10 protein-coding genes are annotated in these 17,583 nt (G+C 59.6%); 7 read left to right on the top strand and 3 right to left on the bottom strand.

From position 1 onward, the window contains the following. Positions 1 to 123: 123 nt before the first annotated feature. The 3 genes from nfuA to JFT63_RS04095 all read right to left on the bottom strand — a co-directional run bounded on the left by nfuA (position 124) and on the right by JFT63_RS04095 (position 4,168). On the bottom strand, positions 124 to 708 hold the full coding sequence (nfuA, locus tag JFT63_RS04085; protein ID WP_003190728.1) for a Fe-S biogenesis protein NfuA: 585 nt from the start codon (positions 706 to 708) through the stop codon (positions 124 to 126). Between the two features lie 59 nt (positions 709 to 767). Continuing rightward, the gene (locus JFT63_RS04090; protein ID WP_198843525.1) at positions 768 to 1,790 is read right to left on the bottom strand and encodes an acyltransferase family protein; all 1,023 of its coding nucleotides are present in this window, start codon (positions 1,788 to 1,790) and stop codon (positions 768 to 770) included. 86 nt (positions 1,791 to 1,876) lie between these two features. Beyond that, the gene (locus tag JFT63_RS04095) at positions 1,877 to 4,168 is read right to left on the bottom strand and encodes a fatty acid cis/trans isomerase (RefSeq protein ID WP_198843526.1); all 2,292 of its coding nucleotides are present in this window, start codon (positions 4,166 to 4,168) and stop codon (positions 1,877 to 1,879) included. A gap of 166 nt (positions 4,169 to 4,334) precedes the next feature. Here JFT63_RS04095 and metH point away from each other — a divergent pair, with 166 nt between their 5' ends. The 7 genes from metH to JFT63_RS04130 all read left to right on the top strand — a co-directional run bounded on the left by metH (position 4,335) and on the right by JFT63_RS04130 (position 17,369). Next, positions 4,335 to 8,045 carry a methionine synthase gene (gene metH, locus JFT63_RS04100; RefSeq protein ID WP_198843527.1) on the top strand — a complete coding sequence of 1,237 codons (3,711 nt, stop codon included), beginning with the start codon at positions 4,335 to 4,337 and terminating at the stop codon, positions 8,043 to 8,045. Between the two features lie 138 nt (positions 8,046 to 8,183). Beyond that, on the top strand, positions 8,184 to 13,028 hold the full coding sequence (locus tag JFT63_RS04105; protein ID WP_198843528.1) for a hypothetical protein: 4,845 nt from the start codon (positions 8,184 to 8,186) through the stop codon (positions 13,026 to 13,028). Between the two features lie 52 nt (positions 13,029 to 13,080). Continuing rightward, complete coding sequence (locus tag JFT63_RS04110; protein WP_057702850.1) at positions 13,081 to 13,299, top strand: DUF2970 domain-containing protein; 219 nt, start codon at positions 13,081 to 13,083, stop codon at positions 13,297 to 13,299. An 11-nt stretch (positions 13,300 to 13,310) separates the two neighbouring features. Continuing rightward, positions 13,311 to 13,619 carry a hypothetical protein gene (locus JFT63_RS04115; protein ID WP_198843583.1) on the top strand — a complete coding sequence of 103 codons (309 nt, stop codon included), beginning with the start codon at positions 13,311 to 13,313 and terminating at the stop codon, positions 13,617 to 13,619. 178 nt (positions 13,620 to 13,797) lie between these two features. Further along, positions 13,798 to 15,456, top strand: coding sequence for a nitrite/sulfite reductase (locus tag JFT63_RS04120; RefSeq protein ID WP_198843529.1), 1,659 nt, complete (start codon positions 13,798 to 13,800; stop codon positions 15,454 to 15,456). Continuing rightward, a complete protein-coding gene (locus JFT63_RS04125) occupies positions 15,440 to 15,934 on the top strand; it encodes a DUF934 domain-containing protein (RefSeq protein ID WP_057702849.1) in 495 nt (164 codons plus the stop codon). The genes JFT63_RS04120 and JFT63_RS04125 overlap by 17 nt, the downstream gene beginning before the upstream one ends. A gap of 211 nt (positions 15,935 to 16,145) precedes the next feature. Further along, entirely contained in the window at positions 16,146 to 17,369 is a 1,224-nt protein-coding gene (locus JFT63_RS04130) for an NADH:flavin oxidoreductase/NADH oxidase family protein (RefSeq protein WP_198843530.1), read from the top strand. The last annotated feature ends 214 nt before the right edge of the window (positions 17,370 to 17,583 follow it).

Here is a 17,583-nt window from a genome sequence, read left to right as displayed (position 1 = left end):
CGTTTATTCAGGAAACACGCGTTATCGTTGACGCTTTTCGCGAGCAAGCTCGCTCCTACAGAGAGCGCATAAAAAAACGGCGCTCACGGGCGCCGTTTTTTATGCTCGCAGTGAACACCTTACTCAGTAGTAGGCATTTTCTTTCTGCGTGTGGTCGGTCACGTCACGTACGCCCTTAAGCTCAGGAATACGCTCAAGCAAAGTCCGCTCGATGCCTTCGCGCAGGGTCACGTCCGCCTGGCCGCAGCCCTGGCAGCCGCCGCCGAATTTCAGCACGGCGATCCCGTCATCCACCACGTCGATCAAACTCACCTGGCCGCCGTGGCTGGCCAACCCCGGGTTGATCTCGGTTTGCAGGTAGTAGTTGATGCGCTCGTTGACCGGGCTGTCGGCGTTGACGTTCGGCACCTTGGCGTTGGGCGCTTTGATGGTCAACTGGCCGCCCATGCGGTCGGTGGCGTAGTCGACCACGGCGTCGTCAAGAAAGGCTTCGCTGAAGGCATCAATGTACGCGGTGAAGCTTTTGAGCCCCAGGGCGGTGTCTTCAGGCTTCTCTTCGCCGGGCTTGCAATACGCGATGCAGGTCTCTGCGTACTGGGTGCCGGGCTGGGTGATAAAGACGCGGATGCCAATACCCGGGGTGTTCTGCTTGGACAGCAGGTCAGCCAGGTAATCGTGGGCGGCGTCGGTAATGGTTATGGCAGTCATGGAAACTCCTCACAGGCTTGCCCGCAGTTTACGCCAAATCATTACAGAGGTACAAAGTCCTAGTATTTTTGTCGGGAAATAATTACCGAATCATCAACGCCCAGCCAACGCTTTAGCGCGCGATAGGTTGCCTTCTCCAGCCATCGATAGCTTGCATAAGCGCCCAAAGCTATCACCACGATGCACATCAGCAGCATCGTGTAAGGGTCGACACCCATTCGCTGGGCAACAAAATACCCAACGGCGAGCACCGGCACGTGGATCAAGTACACCGAATAGGAACAATCCCCGAGCAACTTCAAAAAGCGGGAGCCTTGAAACCAGGGCTCCAACGCTACACAACTGATGACCAGTACCGCACTGGGCACTCCCCATTCCAGCGCACGCGGTATATCGGCGCCATGATAAATCGCCGTTAACGCAACGACGATACCCAGCACCGGCAGCCACGGCTTGGCCTGGCACCTACCCCGTCGATACATCATGCCGATCATAATGCCCATCAGAAACTCCAGCACAATGCCATTGCTATAGAACCCACTGGCCAAGCCCAGGGCGGGGCCGATATAGCACATCAGATACAGCAAAGTGGCCGCGACCCACAACCGACAGGATTCGCGAACCAACAGCGCGACTGCAAACAGCGCATAGAACACCATCTCGAAATTCAGGGTCCACCCAACACCCAGCAGTGGGTAGACCTCTACACCCGGCTCGCTTGGAGCTGCGATGAACAGCAGCGACATCAGCACATAACTCGGATCAAGATGCTCTTGGGGAAACACCGAGGGCACGGTGGCAACCAGAACAATCATCAACAGGGTATAGAACCAATAGGCCGGGACGATCCTTGCCACGCGCATAAGCATGAAACGCCAAGGGGTCAGGGCTTTGTCCGCAGTCGCAAGAAAGATCACAAAGCCACTGATGACAAAGAATATATCCACCCCGATACCGCCTTTATCGGCCAGCAGATACTCCAACACGTTATGTGCCTCAAAGTCGAAGAACAACTGCATGAAATGAACACCCACCACCATCCACGCCGCCAGGGCGCGTAGCGCCTGCACTGAAATCAACATCGTCGGAGTACCTTTTCCCGGTTTATCGATAGATATCCGACTGCTTCAGCGCCCGCGTGGTGGGGTGACCGGATCAATACCAGCAGTTATAGGTTCTCATAGCGGTTCATGTCCAATACGCCCTCTTCCACCGGTGTGGTTTCGTGGATGTACCGCGACAAGTCGTGGAAATACTGCCAGAACAACGGATGGCTGCGCCGCACGCCCCAGTGATCAACGATTTTCTCGAAGCTTTGCGCGTCCCTGGCCTGCTCCATCTGTGCGACAAAGGCAGGTACTTCCCGGGCCGGGATATTGAACATGAAGTTCGGGTAGCTGCTGAGCACACCCGGGTAGATGGTCAAGGTGTCCAGGCCCGGCTGATAGCGATACGCCTCGCCCAGCAGGAACGCGACGTTACTGTGGGCACGGTTGCGCAGCAGGCTGTAGACCTCGCGCTTGCCGCTGGCGGTCTCGATGCGCAGCATCGTGGCTTCGGGCAATTGCTCGATCACCTTGAGCCCTGCCGCCGGCCGTGAGGTCAGGCGGCTCAGCGCTTGTTCGGCATCCTGCAAGGCCGGGTCAATGCCGTCGCGGGAGCAGAACGCGCCGCTGCAGCGGTTGATCGGGTCGGGGCTGGCGTTCAAATGGCCGTAGCGGGTCAGCAACTGGTTGGCGAAGTCACGCTTGGGGTCTTTCTCGCTCAGGTGCAAACCACTGGCCTTGTCATCGTCAATCGCTTCATAGTCCAGCCACAGCTTGAGCTTGCCGCTGTTCTGGTACCAGTCGTCCATGAAGTCTTCGCGGGTGTCGGCAGGCATCAGGCGCAGGAAGTTCTGCTCGGCGCCGTTACGGATCAGGTCGAAATACAGGCGGGTCTGGGCCTGATGCGAGACGTTGCCAAACACATCGAAATTCACCGCCAACTGATAATAGGTGCGCTCCAGCAGTGGGTAGTCGAACAGCCACATCGTCTGCGGGACCTCGCCAATCAGGCCCTTGGTCACCGAGGCGCTGTCGAAATGGCGGAAAATGCTCAACAAGGCGTTGTCATTACCCGCCCACAATGTCGACCAACTCGGCGCCGGCAGGTCTGCATAGTTGTCACGGCGCAAGGCTTCGTACTGGTTGCGCTTGTCGCGATAGGCCAGCCACAGGCTCAGCACACTGCCCACGTCGTCATTCTGCCCAGGCATGGCCAGCAACGGCGTGGCCTGGCCACGATAACGCGCATCGGTGATGTACAGATCGTGGTTGGGGTCCTGGAACAGCGTCCAGAAGTTATCGCGGATCACGTCCGTAGCGATCTGCCCACGGCACACCGGCCCGCGAATGAAGGTACGCACGAAGTATTCAGCGTTATCGAGCATGAATTGGTAACGCGCTTTGGCCGGGATGGCTTCGAATGTCGCAAACGGGTTGGCGCGGCTGCCAGGGCCGTAGCCTGGCAAGGCCGTGACTTGCCAGTCGCCGGCGTAGAACAACGCCTTGATCCGCGCCATCTTCGCCGCGCTGAAGGGGTAAGTGATGTGGGTCTTATGCACGATCACACCCTGCACCGGCCACAGGCGGTAGTACACCTGGGTGCCGGGGTCGTCGTTGGGGCGACGGGTGGCGATCAGGTCAATCGGCTGGCCACTGGGCGTACGCGAACGCACCCACTGGAAGTAATGCCCCGGCTCGCCGTTCTCGAAATAGATATGCGCCAGAAACAAATGCTCGAACAGCCAGCGCGCCACCAGGCTTTCCCGGGCGCCCGGCTGGTTGAACAGGTTTTCCCACTGTTGCACTTGCAACGCTTCCCTGGCGCTTGGCGCCAGGCCCTGCTCGTCAATCGGCGCGCCGGAGGCCAGCCAGCGTTGCAAAGTCTGGTACTGCTGATCGGTCAAGCCGGTGACCGCCAGCGGCATGCCTTCCTTGGGGTGAGCGCCGGCATAGGCATTGAACTCACCGGGCGTTGCGCACATATTGTCGCGGTTGAGCCCCAGCACAATGTTGTCGGGCAGCTTGGCATTGGGCGCTAACGGTGCGTTGTGCCCCAGCTCCAGCATGCGCGCCATCAGCGCAGCCTGGCTGCCCTGGGCGTCCAGCACCGAATAGAAGCCCTTCTGCTGCCACGCCTGCTTACCGAAGGCGTCATAAAACAAGCGGGTGGTTGGCGTGGCCTGGCTGCGCTCGCCGTCATACACCGGCATTTTGCTTGCACCGCGCACGGCGCCCTCGGCACTGCCCAGGTTGAGCTGGCAGGCGGAGTCGTAGCAGGCGTGGCAGGCCACGCATTTCTCGGTGAAGATCGGTTGGATATCGCGGGTATAGGAAATCGCCGAAGCGGGACCTTCCGCCTGAGCGCTGCTGGCTATCAAGGCCAGGACGGCGCTGACGATTAAACGAAGTGACATGTATCCGGTCCCGATTCAAGGCGTGCGGTGTTTGAAGTGGCGTGATTCTACCGGGCCATGCACCCCGGCAACATGAGCGATATTCATGCAAAAGCTCAACATGCTCCAAAAGCCCGCAGGTTTGCTATGATTCACGCCCTCCGTAATGCCTGACCAGAGTAGTCCCATGCCCGATCGTAGCGCTCGCCTGCAAGCCCTTCACCAAGCCCTCAAGGAACGCATCCTGATCCTTGATGGTGGCATGGGCACGATGATCCAGAGCTATAAGCTTGAGGAGCAGGACTACCGTGGCAAACGCTTCGCCGATTGGCCGAGCGACGTCAAGGGTAACAACGACCTGCTGGTGCTGACCCGTCCCGACGTGATCGGTGGCATTGAAAAAGCCTACCTGGACGCTGGCGCCGACATCCTTGAAACCAACACCTTCAACGCCACGCGTATCTCCATGGCCGACTACGGCATGGAAGAACTGGCCTATGAACTGAACGTGGAAGGCGCACGCCTGGCGCGCAAGGTGGCCGACGCCAAAACCCACGAGAACCCGGCCAAGCCGCGTTTTGTCGCCGGTGTACTGGGCCCGACCAGCCGTACCTGCTCGCTGTCGCCGGACGTGAACAACCCCGGCTACCGCAACGTGACCTTCGATGAGCTGGTGGAAAACTACACCGAAGCCACCAAGGGCCTGATCGAAGGCGGCGCCGACCTGATCCTGATCGAAACCATCTTCGACACCCTCAACGCAAAGGCCGCGATCTTCGCCGTGCAAGGGGTGTTCGAGAAACTGGGCGTGGAACTGCCGATCATGATCTCCGGCACCATCACCGACGCCTCCGGCCGTACTCTCTCGGGCCAGACCACCGAGGCGTTCTGGAACTCCGTGGCCCACGCCAAGCCGATCTCGGTCGGTTTGAACTGCGCCCTGGGCGCCAGCGAGCTGCGCCCCTACCTGGAGGAGTTGTCGAACAAGGCCAACACCCATGTGTCGGCGCACCCCAACGCTGGCCTGCCCAATGAGTTCGGCGAGTACGATGAACTGCCGTCAGAAACCGCCAAGGTCATCGAAGAGTTCGCCCAGAGCGGCTTCCTGAACATCGTCGGCGGTTGCTGCGGCACCACGCCTGGGCATATCGAAGCCATCGCCAAGGCCGTGGCCGGTTACGCGCCGCGCTCGATCCCGGACATTCCCAAGGCCTGCCGCCTGTCGGGCCTGGAGCCGTTCACCATCGACCGCAGTTCGTTGTTCGTCAACGTCGGCGAACGTACCAACATCACCGGCTCGGCCAAGTTCGCCCGCCTGATCCGCGAAGACAACTACACCGAAGCCCTCGAAGTCGCCCTGCAGCAGGTGGAAGCCGGCGCCCAGGTGATCGACATCAACATGGACGAAGGCATGTTGGATTCGAAGAAGGCCATGGTGACCTTCCTCAATCTGATCGCCGGCGAGCCGGACATCTCCCGCGTACCGATCATGATCGACTCCTCCAAGTGGGAGGTGATCGAAGCGGGCCTCAAGTGCATCCAGGGCAAGGGCATCGTCAACTCCATCAGCATGAAGGAAGGCGTAGAGCAGTTCATTCACCACGCCAAGCTGTGCAAGCGCTACGGCGCGGCAGTGGTGGTGATGGCCTTTGACGAAGCCGGCCAGGCCGACACCGAAGCGCGCAAGAAAGAGATCTGCAAGCGCTCCTACGACATTCTGGTCAATGAAGTGGGCTTCCCGCCGGAAGACATCATCTTCGACCCGAACATCTTCGCGGTCGCCACCGGCATCGAAGAACACAACAACTACGCCGTCGACTTCATTAATGCCTGTGCCTATATCCGGGATGAACTGCCCTACGCGCTGACCTCCGGTGGCGTGTCCAACGTGTCGTTCTCGTTCCGCGGCAACAACCCGGTGCGCGAGGCGATCCACTCGGTGTTCCTGCTGTATGCGATCCGCGCGGGCCTGACCATGGGGATCGTCAACGCCGGCCAACTGGAGATCTACGACCAGATCCCGGCCGAGCTGCGCGATGCGGTGGAAGACGTAGTGCTCAACCGCACGCCGGAGGGCACCGACGCCCTGCTCGCCATTGCCGACAAGTACAAGGGCGACGGTAGCGTCAAGGAAGCCGAGACCGAAGAGTGGCGCGGCTGGGACGTCAACAAGCGTCTTGAACACGCGCTGGTCAAGGGCATCACCACGCACATCGTCGAAGACACCGAAGAGTCGCGCCTGTCGTTCGCGCGCCCGATCGAAGTGATCGAAGGCCCGTTGATGTCCGGCATGAACATCGTTGGCGACCTGTTCGGCGCCGGCAAGATGTTCCTGCCCCAGGTGGTGAAATCCGCCCGCGTGATGAAGCAGGCCGTGGCCCACTTGATTCCGTTCATCGAGCTGGAAAAAGGCGACAAGCCCGAAGCCAAGGGCAAGATCCTCATGGCCACGGTCAAGGGCGACGTGCATGACATCGGCAAGAACATTGTCGGCGTGGTGCTCGGTTGCAACGGCTATGACATCGTCGACCTGGGCGTGATGGTGCCAGCGGAGAAGATCTTGCAGGTAGCCAAGGAGCAGAAATGCGACATCATTGGCCTGTCCGGTCTGATCACACCGTCCCTGGATGAAATGGTGCATGTGGCTCGCGAGATGCAGCGCCAGGATTTCCACCTGCCGCTGATGATCGGTGGCGCCACCACGTCCAAGGCGCACACGGCGGTGAAAATTGAGCCCAAGTACAGCAACGACGCAGTGATCTACGTGACCGACGCCTCCCGCGCGGTGGGCGTGGCCACGCAGTTGCTGTCCAAGGAGCTGAAGGCCGGCTTCGTCGAGAAGACCCGCCTGGAATACATCGACGTACGTGAGCGCACCTCCAACCGCAGCGCCCGCACCGAGCGCCTGAGCTACGCGGCGGCCATCGCCAAGAAGCCGCAGTTCGACTGGAGCAGCTACACCCCGGTGGTGCCGACCTTCACCGGCGCCAGGGTGCTGGACAATATCGACCTCAAGGTGCTGGCCGAGTACATCGACTGGACGCCGTTCTTTATCTCCTGGGACCTGGCCGGCAAATTCCCGCGTATTCTCACCGATGAAGTGGTCGGCGAAGCGGCCACCGCGCTGTACGCCGATGCCCGGGAAATGCTCAAAAAGTTGATCGACGAGAAACTCATCAGCGCCCGTGCAGTGTTCGGTTTCTGGCCGACCAACCAGGTGCAGGATGACGACCTGGAAGTCTATGGTGACGACGGCCAGCCCATCGCCAAACTGCATCACTTGCGCCAGCAAATCATCAAGACCGACGGCAAGCCGAACTTCTCTCTGGCCGACTTCGTGGCGCCAAAGGACAGCGGCGTGACCGACTATATCGGTGGCTTCATCACCACCGCCGGCATCGGTGCCGAGGAAGTGGCCAAGGCTTACCAGGACGCGGGCGATGACTACAACTCGATCATGGTCAAGGCCCTCGCCGACCGCCTGGCCGAAGCCTGCGCCGAATGGCTGCACCAGCAAGTGCGTAAAGAACACTGGGGCTACGCCAAGGACGAGCAACTGGACAACGAGGCGCTGATCAAGGAGCAATACAGCGGCATCCGCCCTGCCCCCGGCTACCCGGCGTGCCCGGATCACACCGAAAAAGCCCAGCTGTTCCAACTGCTCGACCCCCAAGCCCAGGAAATGCACGCCGGTCGCAGCGGCGTGTTTCTCACCGAGCACTACGCGATGTTCCCGGCGGCAGCGGTCAGCGGCTGGTATTTTGCCCACCCACAGGCGCAGTACTTCGCCGTGGGCAAGGTCGACAAGGATCAGGTCGCCAGCTACACGGCACGCAAAGGCCAGGACCTGAGCGTGACGGAGCGCTGGCTGGCACCGAACCTGGGCTACGACAACTGAGGTAACGCTGCTACTGGCTGCGGTAACCGTTTACCGCACCTACGATGACTCAATGCGATTTCCTGTGTCGGACCGATTCTCGGTCCGCTGAACCGGCAGCTCAGCACAACCGGTTTTACACAGGAAACGCATGTCGTCATGACCGAACCCAATACTCCCTCGCTAAACTCAGCCTTTCGCCAACTGCCCGCCCAGGCAGTGCATGAGCACTTCGCTACGCGGCCGGCGCTGTATTCTGTCGTCTTCGAGGCATTGCGCAGCCGTATGCTGGAGCAATACCCGTCGCTGAACCTCGACTGGCTTGCGGTCAAACTGGCCAGCCCTCAGCCCAATGGCGAATACACCTACCCCGCACTCATGGAGGTGGCTGTCGCCCATGTACTGAACCCACAGTTACTTGACCTGCGCGCCGTACGCGAGCGTCCGTACTTCCTCACGACACAGCCCCCCGCCGTGCTCAAGACCGGGGATGGCCAGCCGCTCGACATGCAGGTGGTCGCCCAGATTCTTGACGAATTTCCCGCGTCCCTCTACTTGTACATGCAGCACGATCTGGCCGACTACTGGAGCCAGGTCGACAACCATGGCAACAGCCGCTGGCAGTGGCTTGCAGAGTTCCTCAATGGTCAGATGATTGCCACTGCGGCCAGCCAGTCACAGCTAAGCGACATGCAGCGCGACATGCTAGCGGTAGTTGCCGCCTGGCCGGCGCAACGTGAGCGCCTGCCCCGCTCCTCGCCCGCCACCTACGTATATTTCATCGAGAGCACACTCACCAGCGTCGGCAAGACGGTGCGGGTATTGACCCCGGACCTGTTACTGGTACGCGATAAACAGGTGTTGCTCTACAGCGTAGCCGGCGCAGTCCAGGCGTTTGATTCGCTGGAGGCGTTCAGCCAGGCCTGGGGGAGCAGGATGCAACGCGAGTTTCAGTTCGACAGCCTTGCCTGGCAACGCAACGAAACTGCCGCCAACGTGTTTGAACAACAGGCCGGGCTGATCCTCAACCAACAACTCGAAGACCTGGCAATCCTATCGTTCCAGGGGCAAGACGAAAAAAAACTCGATCAACGCCTGGATACTCTCACCGATCCGGCGGTTTTTTTTACCGACATCAAGGTGCCCGACACCCAGCGCCTTGGCACTGTGAGCCAGCAACTGCCGCAATGGCTCAAGCAAGCCGAGCCCGCGGATCGTTTCGCCTATCACCGCCACTTGCAGGATATGGCGCAAGTGCTGCAGAAAAACCAGGGGCGATCGTTCAACGAGGGCATTGAAAACATCCACACATTCAGCCGCGTCGCATTGCGCAAGCAAATGCAAGCCGATCACGGTGATTTCGACCCTGACGCGGTGCTGTTGGACTTCGCGGTAGCGGCGGGTTATCCGGGCGGCGCCGGAATCATCGAACACGTGCGCATGTCACTGACGGAGCTGGCTCTGAAGAATCTGGCCGGCAAGCCCAAAGGTACGTTGAAGCTATCTTCGACAACAGCCACGCCACTGCCTGGCTGGTTGAATGAAGACTATCTGATGGGCAGCAACGGCCTGATCCAGCGCGTCGATATCGGCACCACCTACCCCAAGGCCCTCAAAGAGCTGCTGCTGTCCGATACCGTCGAGGCACGTCGCCGCGAGTTGCTGTTTACTCGCGAACTGAAGGCTCATCTGCCGATGCAGGCACTGGAATTCAAGGTCCGCCAGCAGCATGGCATGACCGTGACGGGTTACCAGTATGTCAAGGCACTCATGGGAGAAACGCCTTCGCTCAGACTCGTCAACGATCAGGAAATCGTCCTGCGCCCCCTGGCGTTGTGCCGCAAAGCCGGGGCCACGCCGGACGAAGTAAATAATATGTTTATCATCGAGCCTCGCGACTCCCAGATCGGGCCACACTTGCTGTACCGACCGCTGTACGCCGAGTCCCTCAACGAATACCCCACGCGCCAGGCGCTGCTGGAGGCCATCGCCGAACCAGGTGCGTTGCAGGACAGCGTGCTGACCTGGCTGTCGGACAAGGCGCGCCCCATCTATGCACACGGCGGCATCAAAGAGCCGCACATCATCCGTTTCTTGCCTGGCGACGAGTTCAACCGACCCGAGAAACCAGCGCCCGCGACCCTGGCCGTCGATGACGGCGCCGGTGAATGGCTCCAGTCCCAGCTCAACGGCCAACTGCCCAACCATCTGTTTGGCAGCACCGCACGGGCACTGGTCGACCTGGCGGACCGCGAGTCGATCTCCAACGCCGAAAGCCGATGGGCCATTGTGATGGAGGGTGCCTGGCTGTTGTTCAATACATTGCTGCTGCCCTTGGTACAGGGCCCAGCCATGTTGGCCGGCTGGTTCCTGGTGCTGGTTGCCAGCCTGGAGCAGGACTTGGCTGGCCTGGACAGCAGCGATCCCACCACCCGCGAGTTGGCGCTGATTGATCTGCTGCTCAATACCGCGATGGTGTTGCTGCATGGCGCATCGCCTTCTGCCAAACCGTTGTCGCCACCGAGTGCAACCGACGGCGCATTGCGCCTTGAAACCTGGCGCCGTGCACCAGGCCTGCCGCCACCACAGGATGCGCCAGTGATACGCCATGGCGCAGTGTCATTGCCGGGAGAACCCCCGGCATCAGGCCACACCGCCCTGGATTTCGTTCGCTCGCTGGCAAGCCCACACGCAAGCGAACGACTGAGGGCGATGCTGGACATCAATGTGCCGTGGCCTGACCCCTTGCCGGCTGCGCAAGCCAGCGGCCCGCTCAAAGGCCTTTACCGCATAGATGGCACCTGGCACGCCAGCCTCGGTGGGTTGCTGTTCCAGGTCAATGTGGTGCCGGGATTCAACGAGGTCTATCTGGTACACCCGCAATATCCTCAACACCCCGGTTTCAAGCTGATAAGCGACCACCAGGGGCACTGGCGCCTGGACACTCACGCCAGGCTGGAGGGCGGAATGCCCCGGGAACGCTTGAGTAAATGGCAGAGGGAACGTGCCGAAAAACTGGGTGTATTAAAGGCCGAACTGCAAGCACTGAATGCCGAAATATTCTCGCTGATACCCACTTCGCTTTCGCTACAAAGCACTCTGAACGCCGCCCGTGCCCAGCTTGTTGAACAAAGCAAAAGCCTGCGCAAGGATTGGTTATTGCTGGGCAGTTCCGCGAACATACCGAAGTTGCACGCAGAAGTTCTTATCCGTCATGAGAAGCGGCGTGTCGCGGCGGCCCAAGCCAGGACGCAGTGGAATATCGCCCTCGATAACTTTCAGCAGTACGGCCGTGTGGTAATGGCGCTGATGCAAAAAATCGAAGCCAAGGCCAGCGAACTGATGGCTGTCGACAGGACTGACCCCACTTATGTAAGGGAACGAAACAGGGCAAGCAAAAGCAACTTTGACTTCTGGGCAGGCATCTACGAATCGGTGTCGCAAAAAATGGCAGACGCCCTGGAAACCGATCGTGGCGAAACCGACGCTGAACTCAGCGCCCGCGCATCACGGGAGCTGCCGCAAAACATCAGCGGCGCCTACGACGACTACATCATCACCAAAAAACGCCAGCTTGCCGCGCTTACGGAAATGGTCGAGCCCGCTGAAAAGATCGAGACGTTACTCAAAGAGGCAGACCCGGCCCTGCGCCAGATACTCTTGCAAGGCAAGCCCTCTGATCAAAACATCCGCTCGGTCGCGATCAAACAGCACGCCCTGCTGGTGTTCATGGACTTGGTGTTTAATCGCATGAATGACTCGCGCAACCCAACGGAATTTCCATTCGTGCGCGATCTGACCGACACGCGAACGGCAACCAGCTTGATGGCGCATACGGAAATGCTCACCACCACCGGCTACTCGGCCCGAGAGCAGGTCGACGTCCTCAAGGACGTTCTGGAGCGATATGAGCAATTGGAAAACGCTGTCACGTCACTGGCTGAAATGAATTCCGGCTTCATTCGCGAGGAGCATCGCCAACCCTTTATGGACTACCTGGCTTACGCCCGCACCAGCCTTGAAGCGCAGTTGGCCAATTTGATTCTGGTGGAAGAAGGCTTCGCGCCACTGCCGACGCCCGAGCGCATCACACGGCAGAAAGCACCGAACCGAAGAGTGATCAAGACCCGTGACCGCAGGACGCTGGTGGGTGAAGTGCGCCCTGCCCAGCGTGACACACCGGGCAACTTCGTCGATATCAAGGACCCGCTCACCGGGAAAACCCTCGCCACCTACCTTGAACACCCCGGCGAAGGTGTATGGAACGTGGTTGAAGAGGTCGGGCCCTCAGCACCCGCGCCGACGGCAATCAAGCGTTCGCTGAAGACCATAGAAGCACAGGCGCAAACCGTCAGGGACGAGCGCGCCGGCATTGACAGCAGCATCGCCTTCCAACAACGAAAGCTACGCGACCCGGGCCGACTGGAAAGTCTCGACCCCCTTGAGTGGGATGTGATACTGACCCAGCACGCAGCGAAGTTCACAACCCTTGCCGAAGAACTCCAGCGCGATCACGCCAACGATCCCGGCGCTCGCGCGTTGATCGACCAATACCGCAGCCTGGCGGCCGAGGCAACGCAACAGGCCCGTGAGCATTGCAGCGAAGGGTACAAGTTACAACGCCCAAAAGCCTCCCACGTCAATTACTTGTGGAAACACGGTTTTGTCGATATCAACCTGGTGAAGAGCCGCGTGCCGTTGAAGGCCGGTGACTTTCTCACCGAGTATGCAGTACGCGATAAAAGCAAAATCAGGGCGGGTATAAAGGGTAAGGACAATGTTTTGTGGTACGCCCATTTCCATTACTCATCCGTCGATCAACCGCCCTCCCAACCTGACTTCGGCCACCTTAAAACCCCGAGTGAGCAGCGATATACGCGCCGGGAACTGATTGAACAGGCGCGTGCCGACAACCGCGCCGTGGTCAATCTGGAGAAAGCCGAGATCAAGCCACCGCTTGATCAGCGGCTATTCCTGGGGTTGGAGGTACTGGCTTCCAAATGAGCCTCGACAGACTGTCTATACTCTGCACGAGAACCTTGTTGACGAGGGGTTTATGGACGATCCAATCGATAACAAACCACCGACCTTCTGGCAGATGCTGCACAGCGTGACGGCCGCCGCGTTCGGTGTGCAAAGCGGCAAGAATCGCGCCCGCGATTTCACCCATGGCAAGCCCAGCCACTTCGTGATCCTGGGCATTGCGTTCACGGTGGTGTTTGCCTTGACGCTGTTTGGCATCGTCAAGCTGGTGCTGTACCTGGCCGGTGTTTAACGCAGCCGCCGATGCAAACTGAACCGCATCAACAGGACGCCGGTTTGCCAACGACCGCCAGCGCACGGAATCCACCGGCGCTGGCGGCGCTGACAAATGCAAGCGCTCAGATGAAGCTTGAATATCGATCGCTGCTCAATCAACGGTTTTATTACTGGTGGCTGACCCAAAATACAGCGGTGCCGACCACGAGAATAATCAGAAACAAAATGGCCCAGGCATCAACGGTACTGTCAGGTTTACGGGCTTTGGTGGAATTACTCATCGCATCGCCTCTTGTCGGTTTTATAGGTGACTGCACTAAGACTCGTCCACAGTAAAGACCAGTCTTGCCCCTATGACAAATGTGGGTATCGCGATAACTGTTCTCATTAGTCAGTTTGGTTATGTGCATATACCCAAACATCACTTTTGCGCATATACGCAAACTGGTATCGTGCGCCGGCTCCGTTGGGAGTGCGCGGCCGTGCGCGCAGATTTGCCGAGAACAGGACCTATATGTACGTATACGACGAATACGATCAGCGCATCATCGAGGACCGCGTCAAGCAGTTCCGTGATCAGACCCGACGCTACTTAGCAGGTGAACTGAGCGAAGAAGAGTTCCGCCCTCTGCGCCTGCAAAATGGCCTTTACGTTCAGCGCTTTGCGCCGATGCTGCGGGTGGCCGTGCCTTATGGCCAACTGACCTCGCGCCAGACGCGAATGATGGCCAGGATTGCCCGCGATTTCGACAAGGGCTACGCCCACATCAGTACCCGCCAGAACGTGCAGTTCAACTGGCCGGCGCTGGAAGATGTGCCGGACATCCTGGCTGAGCTGGCGACCGTGCAAATGCACGCCATTCAGACCAGCGGTAACTGCCTGCGCAACGTGACCACCGACCAATTTGCCGGCGTCGCCGCCGATGAACTGATCGACCCACGGCCGTGGTGCGAAATCGTGCGTCAGTGGACCACTTTCCACCCGGAATTCGCCTACCTGCCACGCAAGTTCAAGATCGCCATCAATGGCTCGACCTCGGACCGCGCGGCCATCGAAGTGCACGACATCGGCCTGGAGCCGGTGTACAACGCTGCAGGCGAGCTGGGCTTCCGTGTGCTGGTGGGTGGCGGCCTCGGCCGTACGCCGGTAGTCGGTGCCTTCATCAACGAGTTCCTGCCGTGGCAGGACCTGCTGAGCTACCTCGACGCCATCCTGCGGGTTTACAACCGTTATGGCCGTCGTGACAACAAATACAAGGCCCGGATCAAGATCCTGGTCAAGGCACTGACCCCTGAGGTGTTCGCGCAGAAAGTCGATGCCGAGATGGAACACCTGCGCGGCGGCCAGACCACCCTGACCGAAGCCGAAGTGCACCGCGTCGCCAAGCATTTTGTCGACCCTGAGTACAAGGCCCTGAGCAATCAGGGCGCCGAGCTGGCCGCACTCGACCAGCAACACCCAGGCTTCGCCCGCTGGCGCACCCGCAACACCCTGGCGCACAAGAAGCCGGGCTATGTGGCCGTGACCCTGTCGCTCAAGCCCACCGGCGTTGCCCCTGGCGACATCACCGACAAGCAGCTGGACGCCGTAGCCGACCTGGCCGAGCGCTACAGCTTCGGCCAACTGCGTACCTCCCACGAACAGAACATCATTCTCGCGGACGTCGAGCAGAGCCAACTGTTCACCCTGTGGGGCGAGTTGCGTGAAGGCGGTTTTGCCACGCCGAATATCGGCCTGTTGACCGATATCATCTGCTGCCCGGGCGGCGACTTCTGCTCCCTGGCCAACGCCAAGTCAATCCCGATTGCCGAATCGATCCAGCGCCGTTTCGACGACCTGGACTACCTGTTCGACATCGGTGAGCTGGACCTGAACATCTCCGGTTGCATGAACGCCTGTGGTCACCACCACGTCGGCCACATCGGCATCCTGGGCGTGGACAAAAAAGGCGAAGAATTCTATCAAGTGTCCCTGGGTGGCAGCGCCAGCCGCGATGCGAGCCTGGGCAAGATCCTCGGCCCATCCTTCGCCCAGGAAGCCATGCCCGAGGTGATCGGCAAGCTGATCGACGTGTACATCGAACAGCGCACCGAAGATGAGCGTTTCATCGACACCTACCAGCGCATCGGCATTGACCTGTTCAAGGAGCGCGTCTATGCAGCGAATCATTAAGAACAACGCAGTCGTCGACGAAACCTGGCACTTGTTGCCCAAGGACGCGAGCTTCGACGGCATCTCCAACTGCGACGACCTGATCGTGCCGCTGGCCCTGTGGCGCGAACACGGCCACGCCCTCAAGGCCCGCGATGGCGGCCTGGGCGTGTGGCTGGACGCCGATGAAGAAGCCGAGGAAATCGGTGCCGACGTAGAACACTTCCAGGTTATCGCCCTGAACTTCCCGGCGTTCACCGATGGCCGCAACTACTCCAACGCCCGCCTGCTGCGTGACCGTTATGGTTACAAGGGCGAGCTGCGAGCGATTGGCGATGTGCTGCGCGACCAGTTGTTCTACCTGCACCGTTGCGGGTTCGATGCCTTCGCCTTGCGAGCCGACAAAGACCCGTACGAAGCGCTGGAAAGTCTCAAGGATTTCTCGGTGACCTATCAAGCGGCCACCGATGAACCCCTGCCACTGTTCCGCCGCCGCTAACCTCGTGTCCCTGTAGGAGCGAGCTTGCTCGCGAAAAACCTGAACGATAACGCTGACATCCTGAATGAACGCGTTGTCCTCGAGTTCTTCGCGAGCAAGAACTAGGCGTCCCCCTCGCTCCTACAGTTGCATCGCCCGTGATCGACTCCCGCTTGACATTAAAGTTAACTTTAAGCTTAGCCTGAGGCCTCCCCAGCTCAGGAGTTAACCCATGTCACCGTTCGAATCGCTGCAACTGCCTAACGGCCAAGTCATCGCCAACCGCATCGCCAAGGCCGCGATGGAAGAGAACATGGCGGACCTGCATCAGGCACCATCCAAAGCATTGAAGCAGCTGTACAAGACCTGGGCCGACGGCGAGCCCGGCTTGCTGCTGACCGGTAACGTGATGATCGACCGCCGCGCCATGACCGGCCCTGGTGGTGTCGCTCTGGAAAACGAGCAACACCTGGCCAGTTTTCGTGAATGGGCCGACGTAGCCCGGACCAAAGGTGTGCACTTCTGGGTACAGCTCAGCCACCCGGGCCGTCAGACCATGGCCAACCTCGGTCAACAAGCGTTGGCACCCTCGGCTATTGCGCTGGATGTGGGCAGTTTTTCCAAGATGTTCGCCAAACCCAAGGCCATGACCGAAGACGACATACAGGATGTCATCAAGCGCTTCGCCACCAGCGCCCGCCTGGCCGAGCAAGCCGGGCTCACCGGGGTGCAGATCCACGGTGCCCATGGCTATTTGTTGAGCCAGTTCCTCTCGCCCTTGAGCAACCACCGCACCGACCGCTGGGGCGGCTCCTTGGAAAACCGCGCACGCCTGTTGCTGGAGGTCGTCCGTGCCGTACGTGACAGCGTCAGCCCTTCATTTTGTGTGTCGGTAAAACTCAATTCCGCAGACTTCCAGCGCGGCGGCTTCGATGAGACCGATGCACGCGCTGTAGTGGAGATGCTCAATACACTGCCGATCGATTTGCTTGAGTTGTCCGGCGGCAGCTATGAAGCGCCGGCCATGCAAGGCGAGGCGCGGGACGGCCGCACCTTGGCCCGTGAAGCCTACTTTTTGGATTTCGCCACCCAAATGGCGAGCATCGCCACCATGCCACTGATGGTGACCGGAGGTATTCGCCGCTTGCCAGTGGTCCAGCAAGTATTGGACAGCGGCATCGCCATGGCCGGCATCGCTACCGCCCTGACCCTGGAGCCGCAACTGATCAAACAGTGGCGTGAAGGTCGCGACCTCAACCCACAACTGCGGCCCATGGAATGGAAGCGCAAACCCCTGGCAGCCCTCGCCACCCTCGCCGTGGTGCGCGACCAGATGCGCCGTCTGAGCCGCGGCCGTCTGCCCAACCCCAACGTTGCGCCCTGGCTGGCATTGGCCTGTGACCAGTGGTTTATAGCGCGGCGTACGCGGCAATACCGCGCAAGCATGAAGTCTTAGGCTGCGAGCGAAATCCTGCGTTGCCTGACTACCCGAACGCCATCGTTGATAGTTTCATTCAAAGAAAATCCAATTAAGCGCATTGAAAAAGAGATATTTCTTACATCCAAGAACCACGAAACGTAGCGAACCCGTCCGACATGACATCGCATAACCCCGAAGTTTCTAATAGCAGTACTTTTAGAGCAGGGTTTGCCCAATGTCGTACACAAAA

It is taken from the genome of Pseudomonas sp. MF7453 (assembly GCF_016405455.1).
GTDB classification, from domain to species: Bacteria; Pseudomonadota; Gammaproteobacteria; order Pseudomonadales; family Pseudomonadaceae; genus Aquipseudomonas; species Aquipseudomonas paralactis.
The sequence above is the reverse complement of the archived record's forward strand: the minus strand, read 5'-3'. Positions and strand labels throughout refer to the sequence as shown.

What these genes read in the sequence shown, in the direction of transcription:
- nfuA (WP_003190728.1), bottom strand. Translation starts at nt 708, where the DNA reads ATGACTGCCATAACCATTACCGACGCCGCCCACGATTACCTGGCTGAC.
- JFT63_RS04090 (WP_198843525.1), bottom strand. Translation starts at nt 1,790, where the DNA reads ATGTTGATTTCAGTGCAGGCGCTACGCGCCCTGGCGGCGTGGATGGTG.
- JFT63_RS04095 (WP_198843526.1), bottom strand. Translation starts at nt 4,168, where the DNA reads ATGTCACTTCGTTTAATCGTCAGCGCCGTCCTGGCCTTGATAGCCAGC.
- metH (WP_198843527.1), top strand. Translation starts at nt 4,335, where the DNA reads ATGCCCGATCGTAGCGCTCGCCTGCAAGCCCTTCACCAAGCCCTCAAG.
- JFT63_RS04105 (WP_198843528.1), top strand. Translation starts at nt 8,184, where the DNA reads ATGACCGAACCCAATACTCCCTCGCTAAACTCAGCCTTTCGCCAACTG.
- JFT63_RS04110 (WP_057702850.1), top strand. Translation starts at nt 13,081, where the DNA reads ATGGACGATCCAATCGATAACAAACCACCGACCTTCTGGCAGATGCTG.
- JFT63_RS04115 (WP_198843583.1), top strand. Translation starts at nt 13,311, where the DNA reads ATGCAAACTGAACCGCATCAACAGGACGCCGGTTTGCCAACGACCGCC.
- JFT63_RS04120 (WP_198843529.1), top strand. Translation starts at nt 13,798, where the DNA reads ATGTACGTATACGACGAATACGATCAGCGCATCATCGAGGACCGCGTC.
- JFT63_RS04125 (WP_057702849.1), top strand. Translation starts at nt 15,440, where the DNA reads ATGCAGCGAATCATTAAGAACAACGCAGTCGTCGACGAAACCTGGCAC.
- JFT63_RS04130 (WP_198843530.1), top strand. Translation starts at nt 16,146, where the DNA reads ATGTCACCGTTCGAATCGCTGCAACTGCCTAACGGCCAAGTCATCGCC.